This is a genomic window from Aquiflexum gelatinilyticum, assembly GCF_024741135.1.
Lineage (GTDB): Bacteria > Bacteroidota > Bacteroidia > Cytophagales > Cyclobacteriaceae > Cognataquiflexum > Cognataquiflexum gelatinilyticum.
Genome location: NZ_JANSUY010000029.1, coordinates 19,922 through 46,240, shown reverse-complemented (window position 1 = coordinate 46,240; position 26,319 = coordinate 19,922). Strand labels below are relative to the sequence as shown.

At 38.6% G+C, this 26,319-nt stretch carries 24 protein-coding genes; 14 read left to right on the top strand and 10 right to left on the bottom strand.

Annotated features, from left to right (window positions below):
• Window positions 1-138: 138 nt before the first annotated feature.
• The 3 genes from NU887_RS20380 to NU887_RS20370 are packed head-to-tail and all read left to right on the top strand — an operon-like array spanning window position 139 to window position 1,810.
• Window positions 139-387, top strand: coding sequence for a DUF6364 family protein (locus NU887_RS20380; protein WP_258425238.1), 249 nt, complete (start codon window positions 139-141; stop codon window positions 385-387).
• On the top strand, window positions 387-803 hold the full coding sequence (locus NU887_RS20375; RefSeq protein WP_258425237.1) for a type II toxin-antitoxin system VapC family toxin: 417 nt from the start codon (window positions 387-389) through the stop codon (window positions 801-803). The genes NU887_RS20380 and NU887_RS20375 overlap by 1 nt, the downstream gene beginning before the upstream one ends.
• A gap of 56 nt (window positions 804-859) precedes the next feature.
• A complete protein-coding gene (locus NU887_RS20370; protein WP_258425236.1) occupies window positions 860-1,810 on the top strand; it encodes a polysaccharide deacetylase family protein in 951 nt (316 codons plus the stop codon).
• Between the two features lie 177 nt (window positions 1,811-1,987).
• On the opposite strand, the gene NU887_RS20365 is transcribed toward NU887_RS20370, so the two are convergent.
• The 4 genes from NU887_RS20365 to NU887_RS20350 all read right to left on the bottom strand — a co-directional run bounded on the left by NU887_RS20365 (window position 1,988) and on the right by NU887_RS20350 (window position 7,060).
• The gene (locus NU887_RS20365) at window positions 1,988-2,575 is read right to left on the bottom strand and encodes a DUF3244 domain-containing protein (RefSeq protein ID WP_258425235.1); all 588 of its coding nucleotides are present in this window, start codon (window positions 2,573-2,575) and stop codon (window positions 1,988-1,990) included.
• 391 nt (window positions 2,576-2,966) lie between these two features.
• Window positions 2,967-3,473: an acyl-CoA thioesterase gene (locus NU887_RS20360; RefSeq protein ID WP_258425234.1), complete on the bottom strand. Its 507-nt coding sequence runs from the start codon at window positions 3,471-3,473 to the stop codon at window positions 2,967-2,969.
• A 543-nt stretch (window positions 3,474-4,016) separates the two neighbouring features.
• Window positions 4,017-5,210: a succinylglutamate desuccinylase/aspartoacylase family protein gene (locus tag NU887_RS20355; protein ID WP_258425233.1), complete on the bottom strand. Its 1,194-nt coding sequence runs from the start codon at window positions 5,208-5,210 to the stop codon at window positions 4,017-4,019.
• Window positions 5,210-7,060, bottom strand: coding sequence for a glutamate-cysteine ligase family protein (locus NU887_RS20350; protein ID WP_258425232.1), 1,851 nt, complete (start codon window positions 7,058-7,060; stop codon window positions 5,210-5,212). Before NU887_RS20350 ends, NU887_RS20355 begins: the two co-directional genes overlap by 1 nt.
• A gap of 391 nt (window positions 7,061-7,451) precedes the next feature.
• Between NU887_RS20350 and NU887_RS20345 the strand changes: the two genes are divergently transcribed.
• The 5 genes from NU887_RS20345 to NU887_RS20325 all read left to right on the top strand — a co-directional run bounded on the left by NU887_RS20345 (window position 7,452) and on the right by NU887_RS20325 (window position 13,448).
• Entirely contained in the window at window positions 7,452-8,381 is a 930-nt protein-coding gene (locus tag NU887_RS20345) for a bile acid:sodium symporter family protein (protein WP_258425231.1), read from the top strand.
• Window positions 8,382-8,399: 18 nt separating this feature from the next.
• Window positions 8,400-9,407: a lysophospholipid acyltransferase family protein gene (locus NU887_RS20340; protein WP_258425230.1), complete on the top strand. Its 1,008-nt coding sequence runs from the start codon at window positions 8,400-8,402 to the stop codon at window positions 9,405-9,407.
• A gap of 266 nt (window positions 9,408-9,673) precedes the next feature.
• Window positions 9,674-10,768, top strand: coding sequence for a 4-hydroxyphenylpyruvate dioxygenase (gene hppD / locus NU887_RS20335; protein WP_258425229.1), 1,095 nt, complete (start codon window positions 9,674-9,676; stop codon window positions 10,766-10,768).
• Between the two features lie 184 nt (window positions 10,769-10,952).
• A complete protein-coding gene (locus NU887_RS20330) occupies window positions 10,953-12,686 on the top strand; it encodes a phospho-sugar mutase (RefSeq protein WP_258425228.1) in 1,734 nt (577 codons plus the stop codon).
• Window positions 12,687-12,884: 198 nt separating this feature from the next.
• Window positions 12,885-13,448 (top strand): hypothetical protein, encoded by a 564-nt coding sequence (locus NU887_RS20325; protein ID WP_258425227.1) that lies wholly within the window; start codon window positions 12,885-12,887, stop codon window positions 13,446-13,448.
• Window positions 13,449-13,524: 76 nt separating this feature from the next.
• On the opposite strand, the gene NU887_RS20320 is transcribed toward NU887_RS20325, so the two are convergent.
• Complete coding sequence (locus tag NU887_RS20320; RefSeq protein WP_258425226.1) at window positions 13,525-14,463, bottom strand: succinylglutamate desuccinylase/aspartoacylase family protein; 939 nt, start codon at window positions 14,461-14,463, stop codon at window positions 13,525-13,527.
• Between the two features lie 77 nt (window positions 14,464-14,540).
• On the opposite strand from NU887_RS20320, the gene murB reads away from it, so the two are divergent.
• Window positions 14,541-15,554 carry a UDP-N-acetylmuramate dehydrogenase gene (gene murB, locus NU887_RS20315; RefSeq protein ID WP_258425225.1) on the top strand — a complete coding sequence of 338 codons (1,014 nt, stop codon included), beginning with the start codon at window positions 14,541-14,543 and terminating at the stop codon, window positions 15,552-15,554.
• Here murB and NU887_RS20310 read toward each other — a convergent pair.
• A complete protein-coding gene (locus tag NU887_RS20310) occupies window positions 15,551-16,042 on the bottom strand; it encodes a deoxycytidylate deaminase (RefSeq protein ID WP_258425224.1) in 492 nt (163 codons plus the stop codon). The two genes, murB and NU887_RS20310, sit on opposite strands and share 4 nt — an antisense overlap.
• Window positions 16,043-16,220: 178 nt before the next feature.
• On the opposite strand from NU887_RS20310, the gene NU887_RS20305 reads away from it, so the two are divergent.
• Both NU887_RS20305 and NU887_RS20300 read left to right on the top strand, forming a co-directional pair.
• A complete protein-coding gene (locus tag NU887_RS20305; RefSeq protein WP_258425223.1) occupies window positions 16,221-16,502 on the top strand; it encodes a YidH family protein in 282 nt (93 codons plus the stop codon).
• Window positions 16,503-16,654: 152 nt separating this feature from the next.
• Window positions 16,655-17,539, top strand: a complete 885-nt coding sequence (locus NU887_RS20300; RefSeq protein WP_258425264.1) for a Ppx/GppA phosphatase family protein — start codon at window positions 16,655-16,657, stop codon at window positions 17,537-17,539.
• Between the two features lie 43 nt (window positions 17,540-17,582).
• Here the strand turns inward: NU887_RS20300 and ppk1 are convergent, their stop codons facing one another.
• Entirely contained in the window at window positions 17,583-19,706 is a 2,124-nt protein-coding gene (gene ppk1, locus NU887_RS20295) for a polyphosphate kinase 1 (RefSeq protein WP_258425222.1), read from the bottom strand.
• 124 nt (window positions 19,707-19,830) lie between these two features.
• Window positions 19,831-21,789 (bottom strand): DNA topoisomerase (ATP-hydrolyzing) subunit B, encoded by a 1,959-nt coding sequence (gene gyrB / locus NU887_RS20290; RefSeq protein ID WP_258425221.1) that lies wholly within the window; start codon window positions 21,787-21,789, stop codon window positions 19,831-19,833.
• 381 nt (window positions 21,790-22,170) lie between these two features.
• On the opposite strand from gyrB, the gene NU887_RS20285 reads away from it, so the two are divergent.
• From NU887_RS20285 to NU887_RS20275, 3 genes are all read left to right on the top strand, one after another.
• The gene (locus tag NU887_RS20285) at window positions 22,171-22,923 is read left to right on the top strand and encodes a bacteriorhodopsin-like (RefSeq protein WP_258425220.1); all 753 of its coding nucleotides are present in this window, start codon (window positions 22,171-22,173) and stop codon (window positions 22,921-22,923) included.
• Between the two features lie 63 nt (window positions 22,924-22,986).
• Complete coding sequence (locus NU887_RS20280) at window positions 22,987-24,138, top strand: lycopene cyclase family protein (RefSeq protein ID WP_258425219.1); 1,152 nt, start codon at window positions 22,987-22,989, stop codon at window positions 24,136-24,138.
• Window positions 24,125-25,003, top strand: coding sequence for a Brp/Blh family beta-carotene 15,15'-dioxygenase (locus NU887_RS20275; RefSeq protein WP_258425218.1), 879 nt, complete (start codon window positions 24,125-24,127; stop codon window positions 25,001-25,003). The genes NU887_RS20280 and NU887_RS20275 overlap by 14 nt, the downstream gene beginning before the upstream one ends.
• Here the strand turns inward: NU887_RS20275 and NU887_RS20270 are convergent.
• Together NU887_RS20270 and glsB are read right to left on the bottom strand one after the other, a co-directional pair.
• Window positions 24,994-25,359 (bottom strand): CoA-binding protein, encoded by a 366-nt coding sequence (locus NU887_RS20270; RefSeq protein ID WP_258425217.1) that lies wholly within the window; start codon window positions 25,357-25,359, stop codon window positions 24,994-24,996. The two genes, NU887_RS20275 and NU887_RS20270, sit on opposite strands and share 10 nt — an antisense overlap.
• A gap of 2 nt (window positions 25,360-25,361) precedes the next feature.
• On the bottom strand, window positions 25,362-26,318 hold the full coding sequence (gene glsB / locus NU887_RS20265; RefSeq protein ID WP_258425216.1) for a glycine N(alpha)-acyltransferase GlsB: 957 nt from the start codon (window positions 26,316-26,318) through the stop codon (window positions 25,362-25,364).
• Window position 26,319 lies beyond the last annotated feature (1 nt).

Sequence of the window (26,319 nt, the reverse complement as noted above, 5' to 3'; positions counted from 1 at the left end):
ATTTGGTGAATTGGTTAATGGTTAATTGGATATTTGAAGCCTTGTTTAAATAAACATTTTAAATAAAATACACGTGTAAAAAATTTAACATTGACACGTGTAATTATTATTGCTAATTTGGTTTTCAAATTCAAAGCCATGAATACAAAACTGACGCTAACGATTGAGAAATCAGTCATTGAAAACGCCAAAAAGTACGCACGAAGGAAGGAAAGGAGTCTCTCGGATTTGATTGAAAACTACTTGAAGGCCTTGACTGATGAAGAACCTTTAACAGAAAATGAATTGACTCCGATTGTCAAATCTTTGAAAGGCTCATTTAAAATGCCGGAAAATTTCGATTATAATAAAGAATTAACAGACCGTCTATCTGAAAAATATTTGTAATGGATACGGTTTTAATAGATACAGATGTTATCCTCGATTTCTTTTTTGACAGAAAGCCTTTTTCAGAAGAAGCATCAAAACTTTTGAGTTTATGTGAAAAAGGAGAAGTCAAAGGTTTTGTTACTTCTTTCATGTTGAGCAATGTCTATTATTTATTGCGGAAAACAGCAAGCCATGAAAAGGTGATTGAAAATCTAAAAATTCTGATGAACATCATCGATGTCACCACAACAAACAAAAAAACTGTCATTGAGGCACTTAACTCTGAATTCAAAGATTTTGAGGATGCTCTTCAAAATTTCTCTGCCATAAATGATAAAGAAATCAAAGTCATCATCACCAGAAATATCAAAGATTATAAATCGAGCACTTTATCCATAATGACTCCAGAAACCTATCTGAAATCAGCCAAATAGAAAGGTCAATTTGAAATCATAAGCCTCTTTGGGACTCTAATGTTTCTCGAAAAAAAATGAAAAGAAAACCTACATACAAATGGCTTCTCTGCTTACTGACCTACCTTTTATTTGGATCGTTTTCTGCATATAGTCAAACGAATGTGGCAATAACGATAGATGATGTACCAAACACCCGGCAGTTAAAAACGGATAATTTTCAATCTCAATTACTCTATAAACTGGATTCATTCAATATTCCGGTTGCTGTTTTTATCAATGAAGGATTGCTTTATAAAACTGATTCAATTGCCAGAAATTTTGAACTCTTGGTTGATTGGGCAAAAAAGTATTTTGTTACTCTTGGCAACCACACTTTTGGCCATCTCAGGTATTCAGATGTGGGGTTTGAACCATTCAAGGTAGATATTGAAAAAGGTGAATTCATAAGCCAGGAGCTCGCAGGCAAATACAATAAACCACTTCAATATTTTCGCTTCCCTTTCAATGATTTAGGGAAAGATTCTGTCCAACATGTTTTGATGGATAGCTTTCTCAAAGAAAAAAAGTACATCAGTACTCCTTTCACAGTGGAAAGTTCGGATTGGATGATCAATCATATCTATGAGTATTATCTTTCACATGCTGAACCTGAAAAGGCAAAGGAAATCGGTGAATTATATGTTTCCAAAACCTTAGATTATTTCCGTTTTTTTGATTCCCTTTCTGTAGAAAAATATGGAAGAAAAGTGAACCAAATCTTTCTTTGTCATGATAATGCTTTGAACTCCAAATACCTCGGTGAAATCGTCCGGAAGTTAAAAGTGGAAAACTACAATTTCATCAGTCTGGAAACAGCTCTTCAGGACCCAGTCTACAACCAAGAAAATCAGTATTACCAAAAATGGGGAGTTTCTTGGTTTTACAGATGGATGCCTATGCAGCAAGAACGAACCCTTTGGATGAGGTTAGAACCGGATATGAGTAAGGTTGAATCTTTATATAAAAATTTAACAGAAGGAAAATAAAGCAATAGAAAAGCTTCGCTTTGAAAATTTAAGAAGTCTTTTTCAGGACCGTTTTTGACTTGAATTTGAGCGATTTCATAAATATTTTTTTAATGAAAGCTATCAACCGACAACCTATTTAAACAAAAAAGCCCTGAAGAATCATCTCCAGGGCTTGGTCTTCAATAGTGGTTAAGTTTACAAGAAAAGGGTTTTTGTTCGTCCGGTCGCGTCAGTGATTTTCAATGACACATCGCTGGTATTTAAGTTTTTTAAGTGGTAGACTTTGGTAAAAGCTTCAGCTTGGTCGATTTTTTCAGTGAAAATTGCCCTTCCGCTTTCATCCAAGATTTCAACTTTTGTTCCTGGCTCTTCCAATCCAATGACTGCCAATCTGAACGAGTTTTCATCGATGCTTTTTCCGTAGGCCATCAAAGGAAGCGGAGCGGGTGCCTCTTTGGTTTCGACTGTATAAATCATTTTTTCAGCCGTTGGTTCTTTGATATTGCTTTCGATGGAGATCTGATACTCTCCGGCAGGAAGCAAAGAAAAGTCATAAGGAATCTGCATATCTTCTTTTACCTTGAAGTATTGCTGATGGAGTTTTTTTCCATCACTGTCTAGTACTGCAAGTTTGACTTTTCCCAAACCTTCTTTAAGGGAGATGGCTACTTTCTTGTCCTTGGAACGTACAGAAGATAACTCTTCGATTCCTTCATTTGATGCGTTTGCAAAGCTGGCTACACCTAGTGTGGCGGCTAATGCTAATGTGAGTAACTTTTTCATTTTGTGTGGTCGTTTATAAGTTGGTATGATCTCTTATCCATCTTCTGTACCAATTAATTTTGGCACTGCTTTATGCCAATTCCCATGTTAAAGAATTTTAACCCGATCGTTAATTTTTTAACATTCAATCGGTTGCGGAAATAACTTACAAACCAAAAAACTGTATTATCATGATACAATCAGACAGCAAAGTGTCCTGTTTCGTAACAGATTTTGATAAAAAACTAATTTTACCACTTTGCCAAAGGTTGCATGAAAGGAAAAATTTTAACTATAATTAATTTTGAAAAAATTTTTACATTTTTTTTTGATCCAGATTAAATAAAAAAACCTGTACGGTTTTGTACAGGTTCCGTTCTTCATCGGTCAAGAATTGCGGACATTCGGCTGATTACAATTCTGATTTGATGATTTTGACCCTTTCGGAAATGGTCATATTGCTGATATCGAGGTTTTCTGATGTTGCCCGAAGGAATTCCAAAACCGCCCCTTCGTGGTTTGTCGAGGCGCCTTCCTTTACTGTCACATACCGCATCGTAGTCCAAAGTACAGTCTTGAGTTCTTTTTGCGTATCATCTGTCATGTAATATTCGACGATGATCGTGTTATGGTTAAACCATAGAAGTCTACTCATGATTCGGACCCACTCTCCTACTTTGGCCGGACGGACGTAGGAAATGTTGTGGTTATATACTACCCAAGCCGATTTGTATTTTCGGATAAAATCAATCACCTCTACCCCATATAGCTTGGGAACCTGATCTTCCCGGGCATTGAAAAAATAGTCAAAGTATTTGGCATTGTTGAGGTGCTGCAATGGATCGCAATCCTGAAACCTGATCACAACTCGACTTTCGGTTTCCTTTGGATAGTGCTTTTCGGGATTATATTCAAACATCTTAGATCGGTTTTAGGATGGAACAACATGAAATTAGGGAATTGTTCCTACTTGACGAAAAAATGGTTATTTGTTATTAGGTTAACGGTCAATCCTGAAACAAAGGAAGCAATATTTTCCGCCACCATCATAACCTCAAAAACTTTATCAGGCTGAGTTAAAAACTTCCTATAGGTTATAAGATAAAATGGTTTCATCCTACCAAAACGGAAGGATCTCCTATCCCATACCTATGGTTCCGTTGTAGTCTCCCCCACCTTCCCCTAAGGATACTCCGTGTTCCTCCTACCCAAACTCCGTGTCCTCCCTAACCATACTCCGTCTCTGCGTTACCCTTTAGGTACCTTTTCTCTATCCCCTATAAGGTCTTTGGTATTGTGTTTGGGATCTCCTAAGATCCATAGAAATCCATTCCTCATTTTTAATTCAGAATTTATCATTCTTTTTCCCCGGACCTTATTTCATCGGAACCTCTAACTTTTCACTTCTTACCAAATTCATCTTTCCTACTGCGTCCGTCCTCTGATCCCAACAAATTTAAATCTACCACCAGCCCTCATTTTTATACATTTTCTTTTTGGAGGCTTTCTCACGGTTATAGAGTCTGAGGTATTGTCCGTCAAGCTGCCTGACTCGGTATCCGAGCAAATGAAAAAGTGGCTTGGTCATAAACTTGGCAATATTGAGGTTTACTCGTAGGATTTCTTTGTCTTTGTGTTCCCATTTTACCCCGGGAAGCAAAGTGAAAAGATTATCGATTTTTATTTTCCTTAAAAGAGCAGACAACATAAGTGCAAATTCCGGGATCTTCCGGATGATAAAAAAACCATCGCTTCCCTGATTTTGGTACAAGGGCATAAACAGTCGCCCATCATAACCTGAATAAACAGGCAAATAGTTATTGGTAGCCAAATGGGTACCTTTATTGATTTTCTGGAAACTCTCGAATCCAGGTAACATTTTGAATACATCCACACCGGTAATCCTGTGAAGGTGAACTACCTCAAATATATCCCGTACCGAAGTTGCTGCTTTTTCCAATTGGTGCGGATAATGACCAAAATCCTCCACATCCATTTTACCGATTACACCTGAAGCTGCTAAAGTCATATAGGTAAAAGCGACACTGTTGGTGATTGCAGCAGGATCTGTGTGTTGCCCCGATTCAAATCCGACTGCAACATAACCCAACTGGTTGATATAGCTGAGCAATGGGCCTTCTAGGAATTCCTCAATCCCAAGTACGATCGGAACGGGAAATTGCCTAGCAAACTTCCTGTTGATCATAGAATCGTTGATGGTAATAAAAGGCAATGTCTTACTCGAGGTCGTATGATAATCGATAAAATAGAAAGGCCCTTTTTCTGTTTTGATGATTTCCCTAAGTAAATCCAAGAGTTCCAAGAGTTCTTTTTCTTCTTCCAAAAGGACTTTTTTATTGGAAACCATCTTGATATTGGCTTTGGTCCAAAGTCTGTTGAGGTCCATGTCAACATACCTTTTGCCTTTAGCCAAAGCTTTTTGATTACCAATCAAGCCATACACGGTTCCTCTCAGGGTATTTTCCTTTTTGGAGAGATCCTCAAAAACCTCCTTCAAAGCCATGACGCCGGCAGGTTCATTGCCGTGGACTCCTGCAAAAAATAAAACTGTGGGTCCTGATTTAGAACCCTTCAGTTTTTGCATTACCCTATTGGTAGGCATTTCTATTTTTGTGGTAAGGGCTTGGGCGTCCATTACAGGTCATTTGAAGTCAATATTCCAACAAGCTTGCTATCTCTCACCACAGGTAGGGAATGGATTTTGTGTTTTTCCATCAATACCTTGGCGTCATCTACCCTGCTATCCTGATCAATGGTAATCAAATCGGTTTTCATAAGAGATCTGACTGAGGCATTGGTAGCCTTCCCATTTTCAAATAATTGACTGACATCATTCCAGGATAAAATGCCTACCAGTTCCTTGTCTCCTTTGATGACTGGCATGTGGTGGATATTTTTCCATTTCATCATGTGGGCAACCAATTCAATGGAGTCAATTTCTTCCACTGAGAAAATGTCTGTGCTCATCACATGGTGAACTCTTTTGGTAATGTTGAATTGGGACATGGCATCAGGAGAAAGCACCTCCCACTCCGAAACAGGTTTATTCGATTCCTGATTCAGGTACATGTTTGCAGTCAATACCTGAAGTGCTGCATCCGGTTTTTTGGTGGTGAGGAGATTGCGGTAGCTTTTGCTGATCCATTCGGATCCATTGTGGGTATTGATGCGGTTTTGGATTACAGAAAGGTATTTGTCGATATCATTTTCTGAAATTCCGGATTTCTTCAAACCTTCCTTTGCCATTGGTAAGAAAATTTCAGAAAGCACCTGCCTTCCGGTATACAATTTTCCGTCCCAATGAAACTGCACCGCCAATCCGTATCTTGCCGCAGCCAAAAAATTGGATTTCACTTCTTTAAAATCCATCATACGGTGAATTTCTTTATATTTTTCAGGCCTGCCTTTCATCAAACCTACCCAAAATGCAAAATTGGCAATCTGATCAATGACCGTAGGACCCGAAGGGATATACCTGCATTCTATCCTTAAATGGGGTTTGCTACCGCCCACGCCATAGCAGGCACGGTTCCATCGATAAACCGTACCGTTGTGAAGACATAAGGCTTTAAGTTTGGGAATTTCACCTTTTTTGAGCAGGTCTACGCTGTCGTCTTCAAATTCCGCTGTCAGGATACTTCTGAATCTGGCAATGTTATCCTTGAATACATCCAAGATTGAACCTGTTTGCCATTTACTTTCAAAGCTGACCCTTGGCTGATTTTCATTGAGCAAAAAGGAGTTGGTTCTCACATCCACGCTTTGGGTAAAGAGTGCAATTCTGGTTTCGCTCCAAAGCTCCTTCCCAAAAAGAAGAGGTGAATTGCAACATGCTGCCAAAACAGGTCCTGTGATGGCCTGAGACCAATTAAACATGTCTACGAACTCATCAGGATCTATTTGAAGGTGCATTTGAAAACTGGTATTGCAACCTTCCAGCATGACCGAATCGTGGAGCATGGTCACCTCATCTACTCCTTTGATATGGATGCTGAAGTCCTGACCCCTGTATTTTTTTGCAGCATCGTTCAAAACAAAGTAACGGTCTACAGCCGTCATACTATCCAAAGTCGTGTGTTTTGGTGCAATGGTTGGCAGGATTCCGGTAAGGATGATACGTGAACCGGATTTTTGGGCAGCGTTTTTGGCTTTTTCTACCAATAAATCAAGTTCATGATGGAGAAGTGAAAAACAATCATTGTCCAATGGTAGAGGGTCGGAGTTGATTTCAAGATTGTAATTACCTATTTCGGTGGTAAAATGTCTGTCATTGATTTCCTTTAGGACATCAAGGGAATTGTTGTTGGGCAAAAATTCCGGATCAACAATACAGAATTCCTGTTCGGCACCGATTCGGACAGGTGATTTTTCAATCAATCCCTGTTGAATCATTATTTCAAGTGCTTCCATATCACGCACCAAATGATGCAAGTAAATGGCCCTTTGCTTTTTTCCTTTTAGTTTTTGGACATTTTTTGAACCCATTTTTCCTCCTCTATTATTCGTGAAGCTATGGAAAATCAAAACCGGAAACCATGAGAAATGTCATTGATGCGGTTGATCTTTATTTCCTAAGTACGGTATTTAGGTCTTTGGAAATTATTGAATCAAAATTACGAAGAGAAAACCCAAACCAATAAATTGGTATTATTTTACTATGTTTGAAATTAGGGATTGACAAAATCCAGAAACTTTAGCTATGAATGGGTTATGTATTCAAAAACAATTCATTCAAGGTATATTTTCTGCTAAATCATTGAAAAAATTCTCCGCTTAATCCAAATTCCGAAATTATCCAGATATTTAAAATTGATTTAACGATGAATCACCCAAACATCTATTTGATTGTTCTCCCATAACCATCCGATTTCAAAAAATGATCGAAGCACTTGACAGCAGCACTTTAAATTTCAATCAGGATTCTCTTTTCCTGCTAAATATTTCACTTGCAATTATCATGTTCGGTGTTGCTTTAGAGCTAAGGATGGTTGACTTCAAGTACATCGCCAAAAACCCAAAGGCATTTTGGTTGGGCATCTTTTCACAATTCTTTTTCTTGCCTTTCCTGACCCTGTTGTTGGTTTACCTAATCAGCCCACCTCCTTCTGTAGCATTGGGAATGTTTTTGGTTGCGGCATGTCCAGGGGGAAATGTTTCCAATTTTCTCACCCACCTTGCAAAAGGAAACACTGCGCTATCCGTGTCCCTGACCGCCTTTTCAACAGGATTTTCAATCTTTATCACTCCTTTCAATTTTGCGTTGTGGTCTAGCTTTTATGGCCCTACGGCTAACTTGCTTCAAGAAATCTCTCTTTCCTACTTTGATGTTTTCCAGACAGTTGCATTGATTCTGGGAATTCCCCTGATCTTGGGCATGCTGGTCAACAACAGGTTTCCAAATTGGTCAGCAAAAGCGACTAAAATTCTAAAGCCTGTCAGTATCCTGATTTTTGCTGCATTTGTTGTCATTGCATTTCTAGGGAATTATGATTTGTTTCTTAAGTTCATCGGATTGATTTTTCTTTGGGTTTTGGGACATAATTTTGTAGCCTTTTTTTCAGGTTATTCCATCGCAAAAATCGGCAGGTTGAACCTTGCCGATACCAAAACCTTGACCATTGAAACAGGAATCCAAAATTCAGGCTTGGCATTGGTTCTGATTTTTACCTATTTTGAAGGTTTGGGCGGTATGGCGATCATTGCCGCTTGGTGGGGAATATGGCATATCATTTCAGGAATGAGCTTAGCCATGTTTTGGAAAAGAATAAAAGAAACAAATCCAGTTCCGATTACGCAAAAAGGATAGCCAAGAAAAATCAGATTCATGAAAAACCTTTTCAATGCCGTCCTAAGGCTCATAGTCAAAGTAGCACTTCATGTTTATTTCTCTAAAATCACGGTACACGGAAAGGAAAACATTCCAAAAGGAAAGGCTGTCCTGATCGTATCCAACCATCAGAATGCCTTGATCGACCCGATCCTTATTGCTACTCACACCAACTTAAAGCCTCATTTTTTGACCAGAGCTTCTGTTTTCAAAAAGTCAATCGTTGCAAAATTGCTCGACTTCATCAGAATGATCCCTATCTATAGAGTGAGAGACGGTATCAACAACATGGAAAAAAACAATGAAACCTTTGACAAGAGCGTCAACATACTGTTGGAAAAAGGAAGCATTGTGATCTTTGCTGAAGGCAACCACAGCAACCAAAGGAACCTAAGGCCTTTGAAAAAAGGATTTGCTCGGATTGCCTATCAAACCTTGGAAAAAGAACCTGAACTCGATTTGGTCATCCTCCCAGTGGGAATTAATTACAGTAATCACCGTTATTCAGGTAGTAAGGTCAGCCTGGTATTTGGGAAAACCATCCAACCAAAGGATTACTTTCCCCTCTTTGAACCCCTGATGACATCTGCATTCAGGGCTTTGGAACCATTGGTAAGTTCAATTCCCGAAGAAAATTATGAAAAAGATTTAGAGGCAATCATCCAAAACCGGATTGACCTTACCAAACCAGATCAGGTAAGGGAATTTTTATCCACAAAAAATCACAAAAATCCTGACAAAACCTATTCAAAACCCTATTTTTCAAACAAAGTCATGAAGGTCCTCCATTTTCCTGTTTATTGGATTTGGTTATGGATTCAGCCAAAAATCAAGGATTTGGTCTTTTATGCCACTTTCAAATTTGTAATCGGTCTTGTTATGATTCCGCTTTGGTATGGCTTTCTAATTTTTGGGCTTCCCAAATTAGGCCTTACGCAATGGTCTCTCTCTTGGATATTTTTGGGTATCATTTACCTTTTGGCAAACAGAAACGGTCAGGAGTAGGAATTCGAAAATTGCAAAATTTGAAGAACAGAAAATGGGAAGATTGGAAAACAAATTCCTAAACGGTCTACTGTCAATCATGGATATCCTAATCTATTTTGACTTTTCAACCACAACCGAATCCTGATAACCGTATCCTGCGACACACACTGTCAACTGATCACTTCCATTTGAAAACTGAAAACTGCTTTCTGAATCCTGCCCGAATTCCTCCCCATTTCCCTATATTTGGGTCAAGGAAAAATAAACCCAAAAACTCTTAGATTATGAACCAGGATTTTCTTCCCATCAACGGGACAGACTATGTTGAACTTTATGTCGGCAATGCAAAGCAATCTTCTCTTTTTTATCAGTATGCGTTTGGTTACGAGCTGATAGCCTATGCCGGGCCTGAGACTGGTATCAGAGACCGAGCCTCTTATGTCTTGAAGCAGGATAAAATAAGGCTCGTTTTGACAACCCCATTGAAAGAAACACATCCTATCGCGAACCACATCAAAAAACATGGAGATGGTGTCAAGGTATTGGCCCTTTGGGTAGATGATGCTACAAAATCCTTCAACGAAACAGTGACTCGTGGCGCTATTCCGCATGAAGAACCAAAAGTACACAAAGATGGATTTGGTGAGGTAGTCACAGCTTCCATCAAAACTTACGGTGAGACAATCCATACTTTTGTCGAGCGAAAAAATTATAAGGGTGTCTTTTTACCCGGTTATAAACCAAGAACAAGTGAGTATCAAGCAACTCCCATTGGGCTGAAATACATTGACCATTGCGTAGGCAATGTTGGTTGGGGAGAAATGAACAAATGGGTGGATTTTTATGAAAAAGTAATGGGATTCGAATTGCTGATCACATTTGATGACAAAGATATTTCTACAGAATATTCTGCCCTGATGTCCAAGGTGGTCTCAAATGGAAATGGCTTTATCAAATTTCCTATCAACGAACCCGCTGAAGGCAAAAAGAAATCCCAGATTGAAGAATACCTTGACTTCTACAACGGTCCCGGTGTGCAGCACATGGCGATAGCGACAGATGACATCATCCATACAGTTTCAGAATTAAGGAAAAGAGGCGTGGAGTTTTTGGAAGTACCTGCCTCTTATTATGACGATTTATTGGATAGGGTCGGAAAGATTGAAGAAGAGCTGAAGCCGCTAAAGGACCTTAACATTTTGGTGGACAGGGATGAGGAAGGTTATCTCTTACAGATTTTTACAAAGCCTGTTCAAGATCGTCCTACGCTGTTCTTTGAAATCATCCAAAGAAAAGGCGCAAAGTCATTCGGAAAAGGGAATTTCAAGGCATTATTTGAAGCCATCGAAAGAGAACAGGAATTGAGGGGTAATCTTTAAGGGATGGATATTGGCATGACAGACTTATTTTGACTTGTCAGTTACAGCAAAGCAGAAAGTCCCAAGAGAATAGGGAGAGAAATTTTCCCCTTCTTTTTTTAATTAATTCCTGATTTTAACAGAAGGAATGCAGGTAATTTTATTGAAATATTTAAATTAGAAACTCATTCAAAATTTTTCCCAGATGACAACAGTAGATCCGATGATTCTAGCCAAAACAAGCAGCTGGCTAAACAGTAACATTGACGAAAAGAGTAAAAAAGAAATACATGCTTTGCTTGATTCCCCTGACAAAACCGAATTGATTGATTCTTTTTACAGAGATCTTGAGTTTGGTACAGGAGGTTTGAGAGGCTTAATGGGTGTAGGTTCTAACAGAATGAATGTCTACACCGTAGCAATGGCTACCCAGGGTTTAGCAAATTACTTATTGAAATGCTTTCCAGGTGAAGATATCAAAGTGGCCATTACGCACGATTGCCGAATCAACAACACGCTTTTTGCAGAAACAACTGCCAACGTATTTACGGCCAATGGTATCAAAGTCAAATATTTCAGGGAAATGCGACCAACTCCCATGCTGTCTTTTGCTATCCGCCATTTTGGATGTAAAAGTGGTGTAATGGTCACTGCATCTCATAATCCAAAGGAATACAACGGCTACAAAGCTTATTGGGATGACGGCGGACAGGTAGTGGCTCCACATGATAAAAACATCATTGATGAAGTTTTGAAAATAACATCCATGGATGATGTGAATTGGAATAAAAATGACAGTCTTATCGAATATATTGAGGAAGATTTCGACAAAATCTACTTGGATCTAGTCAAAAAGCTGAGCCTTTCCAAAAATGAAATCCAGGCACAGAAAAACATGCCCATCGTTTTTTCTCCCATTCATGGAGCTTCGGGCAAGATGGTTCCTGCTGCTTTGAAAGCCTTTGGATTTGAAAACGTCCATATTGTCAAAGAACAGGAACAACCTGACGGAACTTTCCCAACCGTTATTTATCCTAACCCCGAAGAAGCTGAAGCCCTGACCATGGCTATTGATCTTGGCAAAAAAACCGGCGCTGAACTTGTATTGGCTTGCGATCCAGATGGGGACCGCTATGCAGCCTGTGTGCCGGATGGTAAGGGAGGTTATGATTTACTGAATGGAAACCAAACAGGTGCATTGCTGACCTATTATCTACTCAGCAAATGGAAAGAACTTGGAAAACTTGACGGAAACCAATTCATGGTAAATACCATAGTGACCACAGAACTCATAGATGAGATCTGTAAAGGTTTTGGGGTCACCTGCTTTTCGGTTCTTACAGGATTCAAAAACATTGCAGAAATCATCAGAAATCTGGAGGGTAAAAAACAATTTATCGGCGGTGGCGAAGAAAGCTACGGTTATCTCGTCGGCGATTTTGTGAGAGACAAAGACGGAGTTTCCGCCTGTGCAATGGTTTCTGAGATAGTGGCCTACTACAAATCCCAAGGTAAAACTGTCCAAAATGTATTGGCAGAGATATATACCCAGTTTGGCTTCTACAAGGAATCCCTGATCTCTATTACCAAAAAAGGCAAAGATGGTGCTGAACAGATCCAACATCTAATGGCAGGATTCCGAACGAACAGACCTACCGAAATGAACGGTGTGAAAGTGGTTAAAGTAGTTGACGTCAAAGAAAGCAAAGTGTATGACATCGTCAATGGGACCGAATCGGCACTAAAAATGGATAAATCAAATGTTATCCAATTTTATCTGGCCGATGGAAGCAAGATTTCGGCAAGGCCTTCAGGGACAGAACCGAAGATCAAATACTACTTCTCAGTAAATGAACCTCTTCCAAACAAAGAAGCTTACAAAGCGGTGGAAGGTTCTTTGGAAAGAAAAATCGAAGGACTAAAGAAGTTTTTTAGTTAAAAAAAAAGTAACAAAAAATCAAATCAAGCCATTCCTGAATCAGGAGTGGCTTTTTTATTGGGATTTGTTTGATTAATGTTAAAAAACCCAATACGAAAATAATTAGGGTACATAAATTTAATTTTTACCTTATTTTTGTGCCTTGCAAAACATCCTCCCGATAATAATTTCCGTTATTTCAAAAAAATAAACCTCATTATGAAAAATATTGGCTTAACCATCCTATTGCTAATTGCAGTGTTTTCATTTTCTTCCTGTGAAAAAGAAGAACCTAAACCCAATTATTTCTATAGCTTCAAAGTAAATGGTGTTCAGAAAGAATTCAAGGCCAACAACGATGCAGGAATCACCTTCCTTGAAGATGGGCCAAATAGATTTACGCTATTTAACATGGTTACTGGCGATAATTTAAGCAAAAATGCCATGATTATGTCTTTTAGAAATCAAGAACAAATCCAATTGGGACTGACTTATATTATGCAAAATCCAATCATGGTAAACGGAACATTAGCCCCTTCTATAGCCTTGGTCTATTTTGATGAAAATGGCAAGGAATATGGAGCAACTTTGCTACAGAGTTCAAATCCGGGAGCTGCTGATGATTGTTCTTTCAAAATTACAGACTTTACCACCGAAGGTTCGACAGGTGAATTTGAAGGTGTTTTGTTTGACCTGGCAGATCCGCGGCCTCTTGACCAGAGAATTCCACTATTGATCACTGAGGGTAAGTTTTTCTTACCAAATTTTGTTTCAAACCTATAATAATATCTGCCTAAAGGAAAGCCTGCAAATGGATTTTAATCATTTGCAGGCTTTTTTATTTTTAAAATTTATCATTTCAAACCCTGCCTACATGTACCAATGCATCTCCTGAATTGACAACAGGATTATTATTGAGGCCCACCACATGTCCATTGTGGGTAGCTTTTACAGGAACTTTGACTTGCCCATATGGATCTGTGATTTTTGCTAAAATCTGGCCTTTCTTTACTTCATCCCCTAGCTTGACCGTAGAGGTAAAAATCCCTGAAACTTTTGCCCTGACCCATGAGCTTTCAGATATCATAATGGTGGATTTTGGGGTAACATTACCTTCCATCATCCCAAGATGAATAAGCATTCGCTGTGTACCCAAAAGCGCTTCCTCCACAGCATATTCATCCAAACGCATAGACTCTCCCCCTTCATACACCAAAATATGTTTTCGACGCTTATAGGCTTCTTTTCTAAAAGATTTATCAATATGGGGCGAATTCAAGATATAATGGGTACCAAAAGCAGTGGCTAGTTCGAGCCCTTTTTTGTCTTTATAATCCACCCTGATCTGCGGATAATTGGAAAGCATCCTGCCACCTGTATGAAAATCAATACCATAATCAATCAAAGGAATGATCTCATTGGACAAAATGAAGGCAATCTGGGATGCCAAAGAACCTTTTTTATTTCCAGGGAAACTTCGGTTCAAATCCCTTCCGTCTGGAAAGGTCCTCGAACTGCTCAAAAAACCATAAACGTTTACCAAGGGCATAAAAATCACCGTCCCCTTCATCAGCGAAATTAGATTTTCCTCTAACATCTTCCTTACAGCAACAATGCCGTTGATCTCATCACCATGTACTCCGCCTGATATCAAAACAACAGGTCCATCTTCTTTTGCACGGTTGATAAAAATCGGAAGATCGATCAAAGTATGTGTAGGGAGCCTCGCAATGGCGATGTCAATATTCATGGATTGGCCGGGTCTGACCTTGACCCCGTTGATGACCATTTCTTTCATAGGTGGTGATTCTAAAAGTGTCCAATTCTTTCTATTTGACCAAATTCTTGCTTAATTCGCAGCATCGGATCAGCACCATGAATATACAAGAAAACATTTCTCTATTGCCTTTCAACACTTTTGGAATTGATAAAAATGCAAGATTTTTTGCCGTTGCGACCTCCACTGAAGAAGTAAAACAACTTATCCAAAAATCGAAGGAAATGAATGTCCCCCTCTTCATTTTGGGAGGGGGAAGCAATATTCTTTTGACAAAGAATCTCGAGGCTTTGGTGATGAAAATTGAGATCAAAGGTTTTGAATTGATAGAAGAAGATGAAAACGGGGTTTTGGTAAAAGTGGGTGCAGGAGAAAGCTGGCATGAATTCGTATTGTATTGCATCCAAAAAAACTGGGGCGGAGTGGAAAACCTGTCCTTGATCCCGGGCACAGTAGGCGCGTCTCCTATGCAAAATATCGGGGCTTATGGCATCGAGATCAAGGAAGTTTTTGACCACCTGGAAGCAATAAACAGGAATACCAATGAAGTCAGAAAATTCTACTCCGAGGAATGTAAGTTTGGGTACAGGGAAAGTGTTTTTAAGAATGATTTAAAAGAACAATATGTCATAACCCATGTTGTGTTTCGTCTTTCAAAATCCCCGGTCATCCATGCTGAATATGGGGCCATAAGACAGACTTTGAAAGAAAAAGGAATCGAATCACCTACCATAAAGGATATCAGTGATGCAGTCATTGATATCCGAAGGAGCAAATTGCCCGACCCTGCGCATATAGGCAATGCAGGAAGCTTTTTCAAAAATCCTACGGTTCCAGTTTCAATTTTTGAAAACATAAAATCAGAATTCCCCAATGTTCCGGGATTTCCAAATGAAGAAGGAGTAAAAATCCCTGCTGCCTGGCTCATAGAACAGACAGGATGGAAAGGCAAAAAATTTGGAAACATCGGTGTCCACCAATTTCAGCCTTTGGTTTTGGTAAATTACGGTGGAGGTGAAGGAAATGACATCAAAGAACTGAGCTTAAGGATCCAAGAATCAGTCCTTAATAAATTCAATGTGCCTCTCCAACCGGAAGTCAATTTTCTTTAAATCAGCGGGTCTTCAAAAATCACTTCTTTGTCATATTTGAAAACCTCTACACCGAATTTTTTTAGAAATTCCAATCCCTCATCGAAAGGTAAACCTTTGTACTCTGCATAGGAATACATGTATACTACCTTGGCAATTCCCATCGAAAAAATAATCCGGGCACATGCAAGACATGGTGCCAAAGTCACATACAATGTTGATCCTTCCACCGAGGTGCTGTTTTTGACGGCATAAAGAATGGCATTTTGCTCGGCATGCAAAGCTAGTGTGCAGCTTCCTTTACTATCTCTTGCACAGCCCGTATCCGGAAATTCTTCATCACAATTATGCGTGCCTGCAGGAGGTCCGTTGTATCCGATAGAAATAATTCTTGTGTCCTTGGTCAATACTGCGCCAACATGCTTTTTGATACAGTGAGATCTTTTGGCCAAATTGACCGCCAACTCCATATAAATATCATCAAAATGAGGCCTATCTGGATTCTTCATTTAATTCTTGTTACCATGGCAATTTATGCCCTTTCTTGTCAATTTTCTTCAAAAGCCAAAAGTAATAAAACCTTGAAATAATTTTTGAAGAATCAATAAATACTGGGTTTGTGTGTAAAATCACGGATAAATAAGCTGAAAATAGGCTTTCTTTGCACTCGGAATTATTTAATCAGCAATGGAAAAAGAAAATTTATCAGAACAAGACTTGATTGTAAGGGACTATTTGGCCAGACAAAGAACCTATCTTGCCAATGACCGGACTTTACTATCCTTTATCAGAACATCTCTGTATTTTTTGGTGAGTGGCACTGCCCTGATGGAAGTAAATGCACTGCAACATGTCAGAAATTTGGGATGGGTAGCTTTTGCTTTGAGTTTGGGAACCTTGATTTTGGGGATATACAGTTTTTTCAGAGTCAAGAAAAGGCTCAGGAAACATTATTATCAAAAAATGTGATTTATTCCAATACCACTCAGATTTGTTTGAGTTCCTATATATTCGGATAAAAAGAAAGTCCCAAAAAATTGAATAGTTTGTAAACTGCCAAGAGTTTTTTGGGTAAATTAGTATTTCGATTCAGAGAGGAATTTGATTTAAGACAACAAGAATTGAGATTAGCAGCAGTTGATATAGGCTCCAATGCCATCAGATTACAAATCACCAACGTCACCCACTACGAAGGAATTGCGAATTTCAAAAAATTAGAATACCTGAGATTTCCGCTTCGATTGGGTCTTGATGTGTTCCATACCCAAAAAATTTCCGACAAAAACCGCCTGAAATTCATCAAATTGATGAAGGCTTTCAAGCTTCTCATTGACCTGTATGAAGTGGATGACTACATGGCCTGCGCAACCTCCGCAATGAGAGAATCCATGAATGGGCGGGAAATATGTGATGAAATAAAAGAGGATATTGGTATGAAAATCAATATCATCGATGGAAACCACGAAGCGGAGTTGATTAATATGGCGCTTGGTGGATCAATTGATGAAAAATCCTACCTGCATATAGATGTCGGAGGAGGAAGCACTGAATTGAATATTTATATCAATAAGGAAAAGATCGCAACCAAATCCTTTAAAATTGGCTCTGTTAGGGCTTTGGATGACAATATTCCAGTATCAGTATGGAAAAGCATGAATAAATTCATCACTGACCATGTGACCAAACAGGATAATATTACCTGTATCGGCACAGGTGGAAACATCAACAAAATACTGGAGCTCACCAATCCAAGGAAAAATGTGCGGAGCTTAGGCATAGAAAAAATCAAAGAAGTACAAGCCTTTCTTGAGTCCTATTCTTATGAAGATAGGATTAACAAACTCAACCTCAATCCTGACAGGGCAGACGTTATAATTCCTGCCACAAAAATCTACCTTGCTGCGATGTCAGCAGCCAATTCCAAAAAAATGATGGTACCTGATGTGGGACTCAAAGATGGGATGATGCAGGTCTTGTACAAAAAAAACAAAAACAAAAGGCTGTGAGCTAACCCACAGCCTTTTGTTTTTTGGAATAAGCAACAATCTGCTAATCGATCAATTTGACTTGTTTGATACTATCTGCATTTAAGTTGAAAAATTCCTTATGGACGTTGAATTCTTCTTCTCCTTCCTTGGGAACCTTTGGCAGGTAATTTCCATCTTCCTGCATGATATAGGCATTGACATTGTCCTTGAGGTTGAAAGAAATAATGTTCATCAACTGCTTTTCGAGGAAAGGATCCTGAATCCTGAATAGAGATTCCAATCTCTTATCAAAACTCCTCACCATCATATCGGCACTTCCGGCATAAGTTCTTGTCTGCCCGTTGTTATGAAAATGGTATATTCTTGAATGTTCAAGGAAATCACCTACCAATGATAAAACCTCAATGTTTTCGCTCAGACCTATCCTTCTTGGACGAAGGCAGCATATTCCCCTGATGATCAGTTTTACAGGTACACCTGACTGAGAAGCCCTGTACAAAGCATAAATAATCTCAGAGTCTTCAAGTGAATTGACTTTAATGAATATTCCTGAAGGAAGTCCTGCCCTTGCGTTATATGCTTCCTGCTCGATGAATTCGACGAGTTGATTCCTCATATCCCGTGGAGCCGTGATCAGATTTTGATAAGTAGAAGGCATAGAATGTCCCGTTATTACATTGAAAAACTCCGACACATCATTTGCCAATGTCTCATTGGTAGTCAATAAACCGATATCGGTATATAGCCTCGCGGTATCTTCATTGTAATTACCTGAACCAAGGTGTACAAAACGCATAACCCTATCCTCATCCTTTTTGACAATAAGCAAAAGTTTGGTATGGGTTTTTAGATTACTGATTCCATAGATCACAAAACAACCGGCTTTTTGGAGTTTTTTAGCTTCCCGGATGTTATTTTCCTCATCAAATCTCGCTTTGACTTCAAAAAGCACCGATACGTGCTTTCCGTTTTCAGCGGCTCTTAGTAGGGCTTTGGTGATTCTGCTTTCCTTTGCCAATCTATAAATGGTCATTTTAATGGCCATTACATTTGGGTCATCAACAGCTTTTTCTATTAATTCAAGTATTGGGTCAATATTATTATAAGGATGGTGCAAAAGAATATCTCTTTCCTTGAGTACCTGGAAAATATCCTCCGATCCTTCCTCAGGATAAGACAAGGGCGGAACAGGCGCCGGAATCTGGGGCAATTTATCCTTAAAACGTCTATTGCCAATCACTTGCCATAGTCCTGTGAAGTCGAGCATGCTGGCACGCTCTACCTTGAAAATACTGTCATCCCCTATATTCCATCGTTCTTTGAGCAAACTTACCATCCATCGGCTGTACCCCTCTTCTATCTCGATTCTTACAACCCTTCCTGTTTTCCGCTCATTGAGTTTTCTTTTGACTTCTTCAAGGAAATTGGCGTCCATGTCCTCACTTTCTTCTAAAGTAAAGTCACCGTTTCTTGTAATCCTGAAAAGGTTTATGGATTCAATATTTACATTCCGAAATAAAGAAACGATATTTTCTCTTATAACTTCCTCGATGGGAATATAGACGACCATATCTTCTCTTTCGATCTCAAAAAACCTCGGGATGTTAGCCGGAATCTGTACGAAAGAGAGCTTTCTGTTTTCTTTTTTATCGCCGGGTGCCAAAGTGACCACTCCAAAAATCAAAAGCTTATTCATCAATATTGGAAAGGTCCGATAGCCATCAAAAACCATAGGGGTCAGCATCGGATAGACGGCTTTATTGAAATAAGACTTGATATATTCTTGTTCCTCGGACTCGAGATTTCTGACGTTACTGAGAATAAAACCATCCTCAGACATTTTAGGAAGAAGTTCCTTTAGAAAATGCTCTTGTTGACGCTTATGAAATTCCTGACATTCAAGCATCAGTTTCATCTTGAAAGGCTCTTCCCGCAAACCTGAATAGTCTACTCTTTCTTTATCATAATCCAGGTAATTGTATAACGATCCAACCCTGATCATAAAAAACTCATCCAAGTTGGAAGCTGTTATGGCCAAAAACTTCAATTTCTCAAAAATACACCTGCTTTTTTTCTTGGATTGGTCAAGAACACGGTCATTGAACTTCATCCAACTCAAATCTCTGCTGACCAGATCACTGCTCTCAATGATGCTTTCAAATTTATCTCTAGAAGTTACTCTCATGACTATTTGCTGTATGCTACAAATCTAATAATCTGTGGAAATCATTTTTCCCGAAGGAGTGAATAATTCATTAATTAACAAAAAAAAAGGGCTTTTGGCCCTTTTTTAAATGAAATTATCAAAATCACGAATCAATTTTGGCGTATTTGGCATTTTTTTCAATAAAATCCCTTCTTGGAGCAACTTCATCCCCCATCAACATGGAAAACAAATGGTCGGCTTCGGCTGCGGATTCTATTGTAACCTGTTTTAATGTCCTTGTATTTGGATCCATCGTAGTGCTCCAAAGTTGCTCAGGATTCATTTCTCCCAAACCTTTGTATCGCTGGATATTGACACTGTCCTCTTTTCCCTCACCTGCCATTTCACGGGTAAGTCTTTTTCTTTCTTCCTCATTCCAACAATACCTCTCGTCTTTGCCTTTTTTCAACAAATATAATGGGGGCTGGGCGATATAGACATATCCATTTTCAATCAATGGGCGCATGTACCTGAAAAACAATGTCAAAATCAAGGTCCTGATATGTGAACCGTCAATATCAGCATCCGTCATGATAACAATTTTATGGTATCTCAAAGATGACATGTCCAATTCTTTGTCATCATTCAAAGTTCCGAACCGGACACCCAATGCTGTCAAAATATTTTTTATCTCCTCATTGTCATAAATCTTATGTTCATGGGCTTTTTCGACATTTAGGATTTTTCCTTTCAAAGGAAGAATCGCCTGAAAATCTCTGTCTCTGCCTTGTTTGGCTGAGCCTCCAGCAGAGTCCCCTTCGACAAGGTAAAGTTCACAGACAGTTGGATCTGAATTGGCGCAATCAGCAAGTTTACCGGGAAGACCACCGCCTCCAAGTACGTTTTTCCGCTGCACCATTTCACGGGCTTTGCGAGCCGCATGTCTTGCCTGTGCTGCCAATACTACTTTGCCTACAATAATCTTGGCCTCTTTTGGATGCTCTTCAAGCCAAGATTGTAAAACTTCAGAAACCGCACTGTTCACTGCTCCCTGAACATCAGAATTCCCAAGTTTTGTTTTAGTCTGTCCTTCAAATTGAGGTTCAGCAACTTTTACAGAAATTACTGCTGTCAATCCCTCTCTGAAATCGTCACCCGAAACCTCAAGTTTCAGCTTTTCAAGCATACCTGATTTATCGGCATAGCTCTTCAGTGTCCTAGTCAACGCCATTCTGAAACCGGAAACGTGAGTCCCGCCTTCATAGGTATTAATGGTATTGACGTAAGATACAACATTTTCAGAATAAGAAGAATTATAGCTCATTGCCACCTGAACAGGCACATTTCCCTTTTCTGACTCTATGTAAATCGGATATTCTATGATCTTTTCTTTGGTTTCATCCAAGTATTGGACAAATTCCACCAATCCACCTTCTGAATAAAATTCATCAGTCCGAGGGGTACCGTCTTCTTCAAGCTCCCTGAAATCTTTCAAGAAAATCCTGATCCCGGCATTCAGAAAAGACATTTCCCTCAACCTAGTCGCAATTGTTTCATACTTAAACTCAGTATGGGTAAAGATTGAAGCATCCGGTTTGAAATGGATAATCGTCCCTCTTTTTTCTGTCACTCCTATTTCCCTAACAGGATATTGAGGAACACCTATTTTGTATTCCTGCTCAAAAACCTTCCCATTTCTATGGACTGTGGCCTTCAAATCAGTAGACAAGGCATTGACGCAAGACACCCCTACACCATGAAGACCTCCGGATACTTTGTAGGTATCCTTGTCAAATTTACCGCCTGCATGCAACACTGTCATCACGACCTCAAGAGCTGATTTTTTCTCTTTCAGGTGCATATCTGTCGGAATACCTCTTCCATTATCTTCTACTGTAACGGAGTTATCTTCGTTGATTGCCACATGAATAGTATCGCAATGACCTGCAAGCGCTTCGTCAATTGAGTTATCAACCACTTCCCAAATAAGGTGATGAAGTCCTTTGACTCCAATATCACCGATATACATAGCAGGTCTTTTTCTAACCGCTTCTAAACCTTCTAAAACCTGGATATTATCTGCTGAATAATCCTGATGATTTCCTTCTTTTTGTTCGCTCATACCTTGTTTAAAACGCCTTTTTTATGAAAAAAAAGAGATTTTTTCATTCTTTAATTAACCCGTAATTATACACAAAAAAATCGAGAGCACCTACCCTAATTTCACCTTAAAACCGCCCTTAATCATTCATTTTTAATCTATTTTTCAAATTCTTAAATCTTCAGAATTTTTTACTGAATTAATTCTAAAATACCGAATTATATAAATTTTTTTTCTATCAGACATTTTACATCTGTTTAAACCTGTTTTTCAACACTTTATTTACAATTGTTTAATATTATATACCAATAATTAAACAAAATTTATTCTGTTTAGCTTATGTACACGAGGTCTCACCCAAATAATATTTCAAAAATCCATTCTAACTAAAATCATTAATCTATGAACACCCTCTTAGCAGCAGATTTGATTGGTCTCGATAAGATCATCAACAGTGACCCGGTCGCCATTACTTTCTTTATAGGATACATGGCTATGTTCGCTTCAGCAGTTTTCTTTTTCGTAGAAAGAAGCTCTGTAAGCGACAAATGGAAAACATCCTTACTGGTATCCGGACTTATCACCGGAATCGCAGCAGTACACTATTATTACATGAGAGATTTTTATCTTCAGACAGGTCAAAGTCCAACCGCATTTAGGTATGTAGATTGGACATTGACTGTTCCGTTGATGTGCGTAGAGTTTTATTTGTTGACCAAGCCTTTTGGTGCCAAAACAAGTACACTTACAAAACTTATCCTTGCTTCTTTGTTGATGTTGATTACCGGATATATAGGTGAGACTTCAGGAATTGAAAACAATGTAATGTGGGGTATCATTTCAACTGTTGGTTACTTATATATTGTTTATGAAGTATTTGCAGGAGACGTGGCAAAACTTGCTAAAGAATCTGATAGCCCTGCACTGGGAAGAGCGATGTTTTTATTGAAAATCTTCATCACATTAGGTTGGTCTATCTATCCTTTGGGTTATATGGTGTTGCCTGGAAACTTATTATCAGGTGCTTTTGAAGTTAGCAGCATTGATTTGTTCTACAATTTGGCTGATGCCATCAACAAAATCGGATTCGGTTTGGTAATTTATTCAGTTGCCATTTCTGAAACCAACAAAAACAAAAAAGTACAACATGCATAATTAAAATAGAAAAGGCTTCTCTTGGACAGGAGAGGCCTTTTTCTTTATCAACCCAAGAGACCCATGGTAGCCTACGATTACATTATCACAGGACTTGGATGTGCTGGTTTAAGTTTGGTTTATTATTTACTTGACAGCCCACTCAAGGATAAAAAAATCCTGCTGATTGACCACTCTTCCAAAACTGAAAATGACAGAACGTGGTGCTATTGGGCAGAAAAACCACTCGGAATACATCCAAAAAATACTCCTTTGGTTTATTGGGACTCAATCAGCATTACTGAATCCAAAAAATCGATTTCAGCTGATCTTCAAAACCTCAAATACTTTCATGTCAAATCTTTAGATTTTTATAAAGAGATAATCGAAAAAATAAAGCGATTTCCCAATGTCTCAATTTTAAAAGACAGCGTGGAAAAAATTGAAAGCATTGTCGGAGGTCCAGTACAAGTTTTGACTTCAAAATCCGGTGTTTTCAAGTCTAATTTTTTATTTAACAGCATTCCTTTTCCTTCACAAAGGAGCGAAAATCAAATTTTAAAGCAATCATTTGTCGGTTGGAAAGTTTCTTGCAAGAATGATTATTTTGATCCAAGTGCGGTATCCATGATGCATTTTGTCACAGATCAACAAAAAAAAACTGATTTCTTTTATATCCTTCCATACAATAAAAAAGAGGCACTCATTGAATATACGCTTTATTCCAAAAACGGGGTGGAAATGTCAGAAATGGAAAGAAAACTTTCTGAATATATGGAAAGTGAACTTAGAGAATCCGAATATGAAATCACTTTCAAAGAATCAGGTAGCATTCCTATGACTACATTTGAAATCCCCACTCACCAAAACCCAAACATCATCAGCATTGGAACATTGGCCGGCTGTTCCAAGCCATCAACAGGATACACTTTTTATGATATCCAAAAACACTGCATGTCCATTGTATCTGAATTGAATAAAAATGGAACTGTAAGCTCGAGAAAGTGGAACAGGAAACCAAGGTTCAGATTTTATGACAATATCATTTTAAATATAGCTATCAAGTGGCCCGGAGCCTTACCTGATATCTTCAGGCAAATGTTTTCTAAGAACCAAGCTAACCTAGTCCTGAAATTCCTCCATGAAGAAACCAACATTTGGGAGGAAATAAGTCTTCTTTCGAGATTGAAGTTTGGCGTTTTTCTAAAATCTCTTTTGAATTATGAAAGGCATTGAGACTGCGGGGAAAATTATTGGAGCAACTTTGGGAATCAGCTACCTTTTGTTTTTTGAAGGAAATGAAATGTTTCAATGGATTTGTTTTGCCACAATCCTGATATCCATCGGAATTCCCCATGGAGCGATTGACCATCTTTTGCTTAACCCTGTTGTAGGTAGAAAAAATCTAATCAGATTCATCTTTAAATATCTGTTAATCATCGCGGTCTATCTCGCAATTTGGCTTATTTTCCCTATTTTGGCTTTGGCAGCCTTTCTTATTATGTCTGCTTACCACTTTGGACAAAGCCACTTTTTAAAAACTCCACTTAATAAATTTTCTAGCTTAACCTATATTTCTCTCGGATCTTTTATCCTAAGCACCATTTTATGGGGAGATTTTAATTATACCCAATCCATTTTGGCAAATATCATTGATGTAAGAGGTTTACCACAATATGGAATATTTGTAATTGCCTTTTTTTGGGGTCTTTCGGCAACTCTGATTGGAGTTAATTTTGGCGAAAAAGGATTGATTCTGGTTCTGGAGATAAGTTTACTTGGCTTGTTATTGTATCAACTTCCTCTTCTTCTTGGCTTCATCATTTACTTCGGATTTTGGCATTCATTACCAAGCATGACCGAAGAATTTGACGCTTTGAAAGATTACCTTGAAAATCAAAAATTAAAAAATTTCATCAAAAAACTCTTGCCTTTCACATCGATGAGTCTGATTGGGATTGCCCTTATCTTATTATTTTTTCACCAAATGATGGAATTCGACCAACTTACTTTGCTTTTTTTCATCTTGGTATCCTTGATCTCTGCTCCACATATTTGGTATATGAACCTTTTTTTGGAAGCAAGAAAAAATCAATATTGACCGGTACTCAGTAGTACCAAAGTGCAGGCTTCCCATGTTTCTATCCCATTTTTCTTAGCCAATTTTTCAAACTCAGGATTCTCTGTTCCGGGATTGAATATGATCCTTTTTGGCTTAAGTGAAAGAATATAATCATACCATTCAAGTTGATTCTGTGGCCCAAGGTAAAGTGTCACTGTGTCAACATCCTTCACTGCGGGTTTTTCTCTAATGTTCAAAATTTCATTGTCAAACACGACACCTGTTTTGATACCAACAGGCACTATCGGAATCTGACGTTCTGACAACATCTCTGCCGCCAGGTAGGCATACCTTGAAGGGTTGGTGGATGCTCCTATGATTACTGTTTTTTTCATAATTACCCTCTGCTTCCAAAAACCCTATCTCGATCAAAAGTCTCGATATGCCTTTGCTTTTTACTTTCGAATATATCTTCCAAGGTGATCAAAATCCCTGTTTCCTCCACTGCACCAAACTCATCATTCATTGCCGTACCAAATGACTTCATTGTGGGTGATAAGTTCATATAGGTATTGATCAAGGGTGGAATATTTTCTCCTAAAGCTCTTACTTTACTGTTAAGAACTTTATATCCCTCTTTATAATCCAGCCCCTTAAGCTGTTCAGAAAAAGCTGAAATATCGGTTTCGTAGGTTAGGAGCAATTCAGGATGTGGTGAGACTAATTTTTCATGATCAGGAAAATAGTATTGCATAAAATATAGCAAAAAATCCCTTGCTTCCCTGTTGTAATGAGGATACATTGTCACTTTACCAAAAAGGTACTTGATGTCAGGATTAAGTTTGACCACAGCACCCAAGCCGTCCCAAAGATTGTCCAGTGAAAAAATACCTTTCCTGTTGTCAAGGCTTGGTTGGTATTGCGGTTGGACAAAAGAGCGTCCAAGCTCAATGGTGTAGGGTATATATTCTTGGATAAATTTATCAGAAAATGCAAATAAATGGGCCGTTGATAAGTTGATATTACCATCTTTATCTATTCCGGCTTCTTTACATTTGATCAAGCGGTAACCTGCCACAATCTCCTCATCTTCGGGATTCCATGTAATGAGTTGCTGGTAACAATTTGGAAGAATATCATTGTCATCAATATCCACCTCGAGACCCGTACCACCACCTGCATGTCTAAACGTCAATTCCCTCAAACGACCGATTTCCCTCATGGTATTGGGTGCGTTGTGGTAATTGACCAGATAGATTAAATTGTTTCCGTTGTTTGAATAACGCAAAAACCTTTCCGGAGTAAGTTCCTTTTTTATTGATTCTCTGTCTACTGCAGGGATTACTGCTTGCATA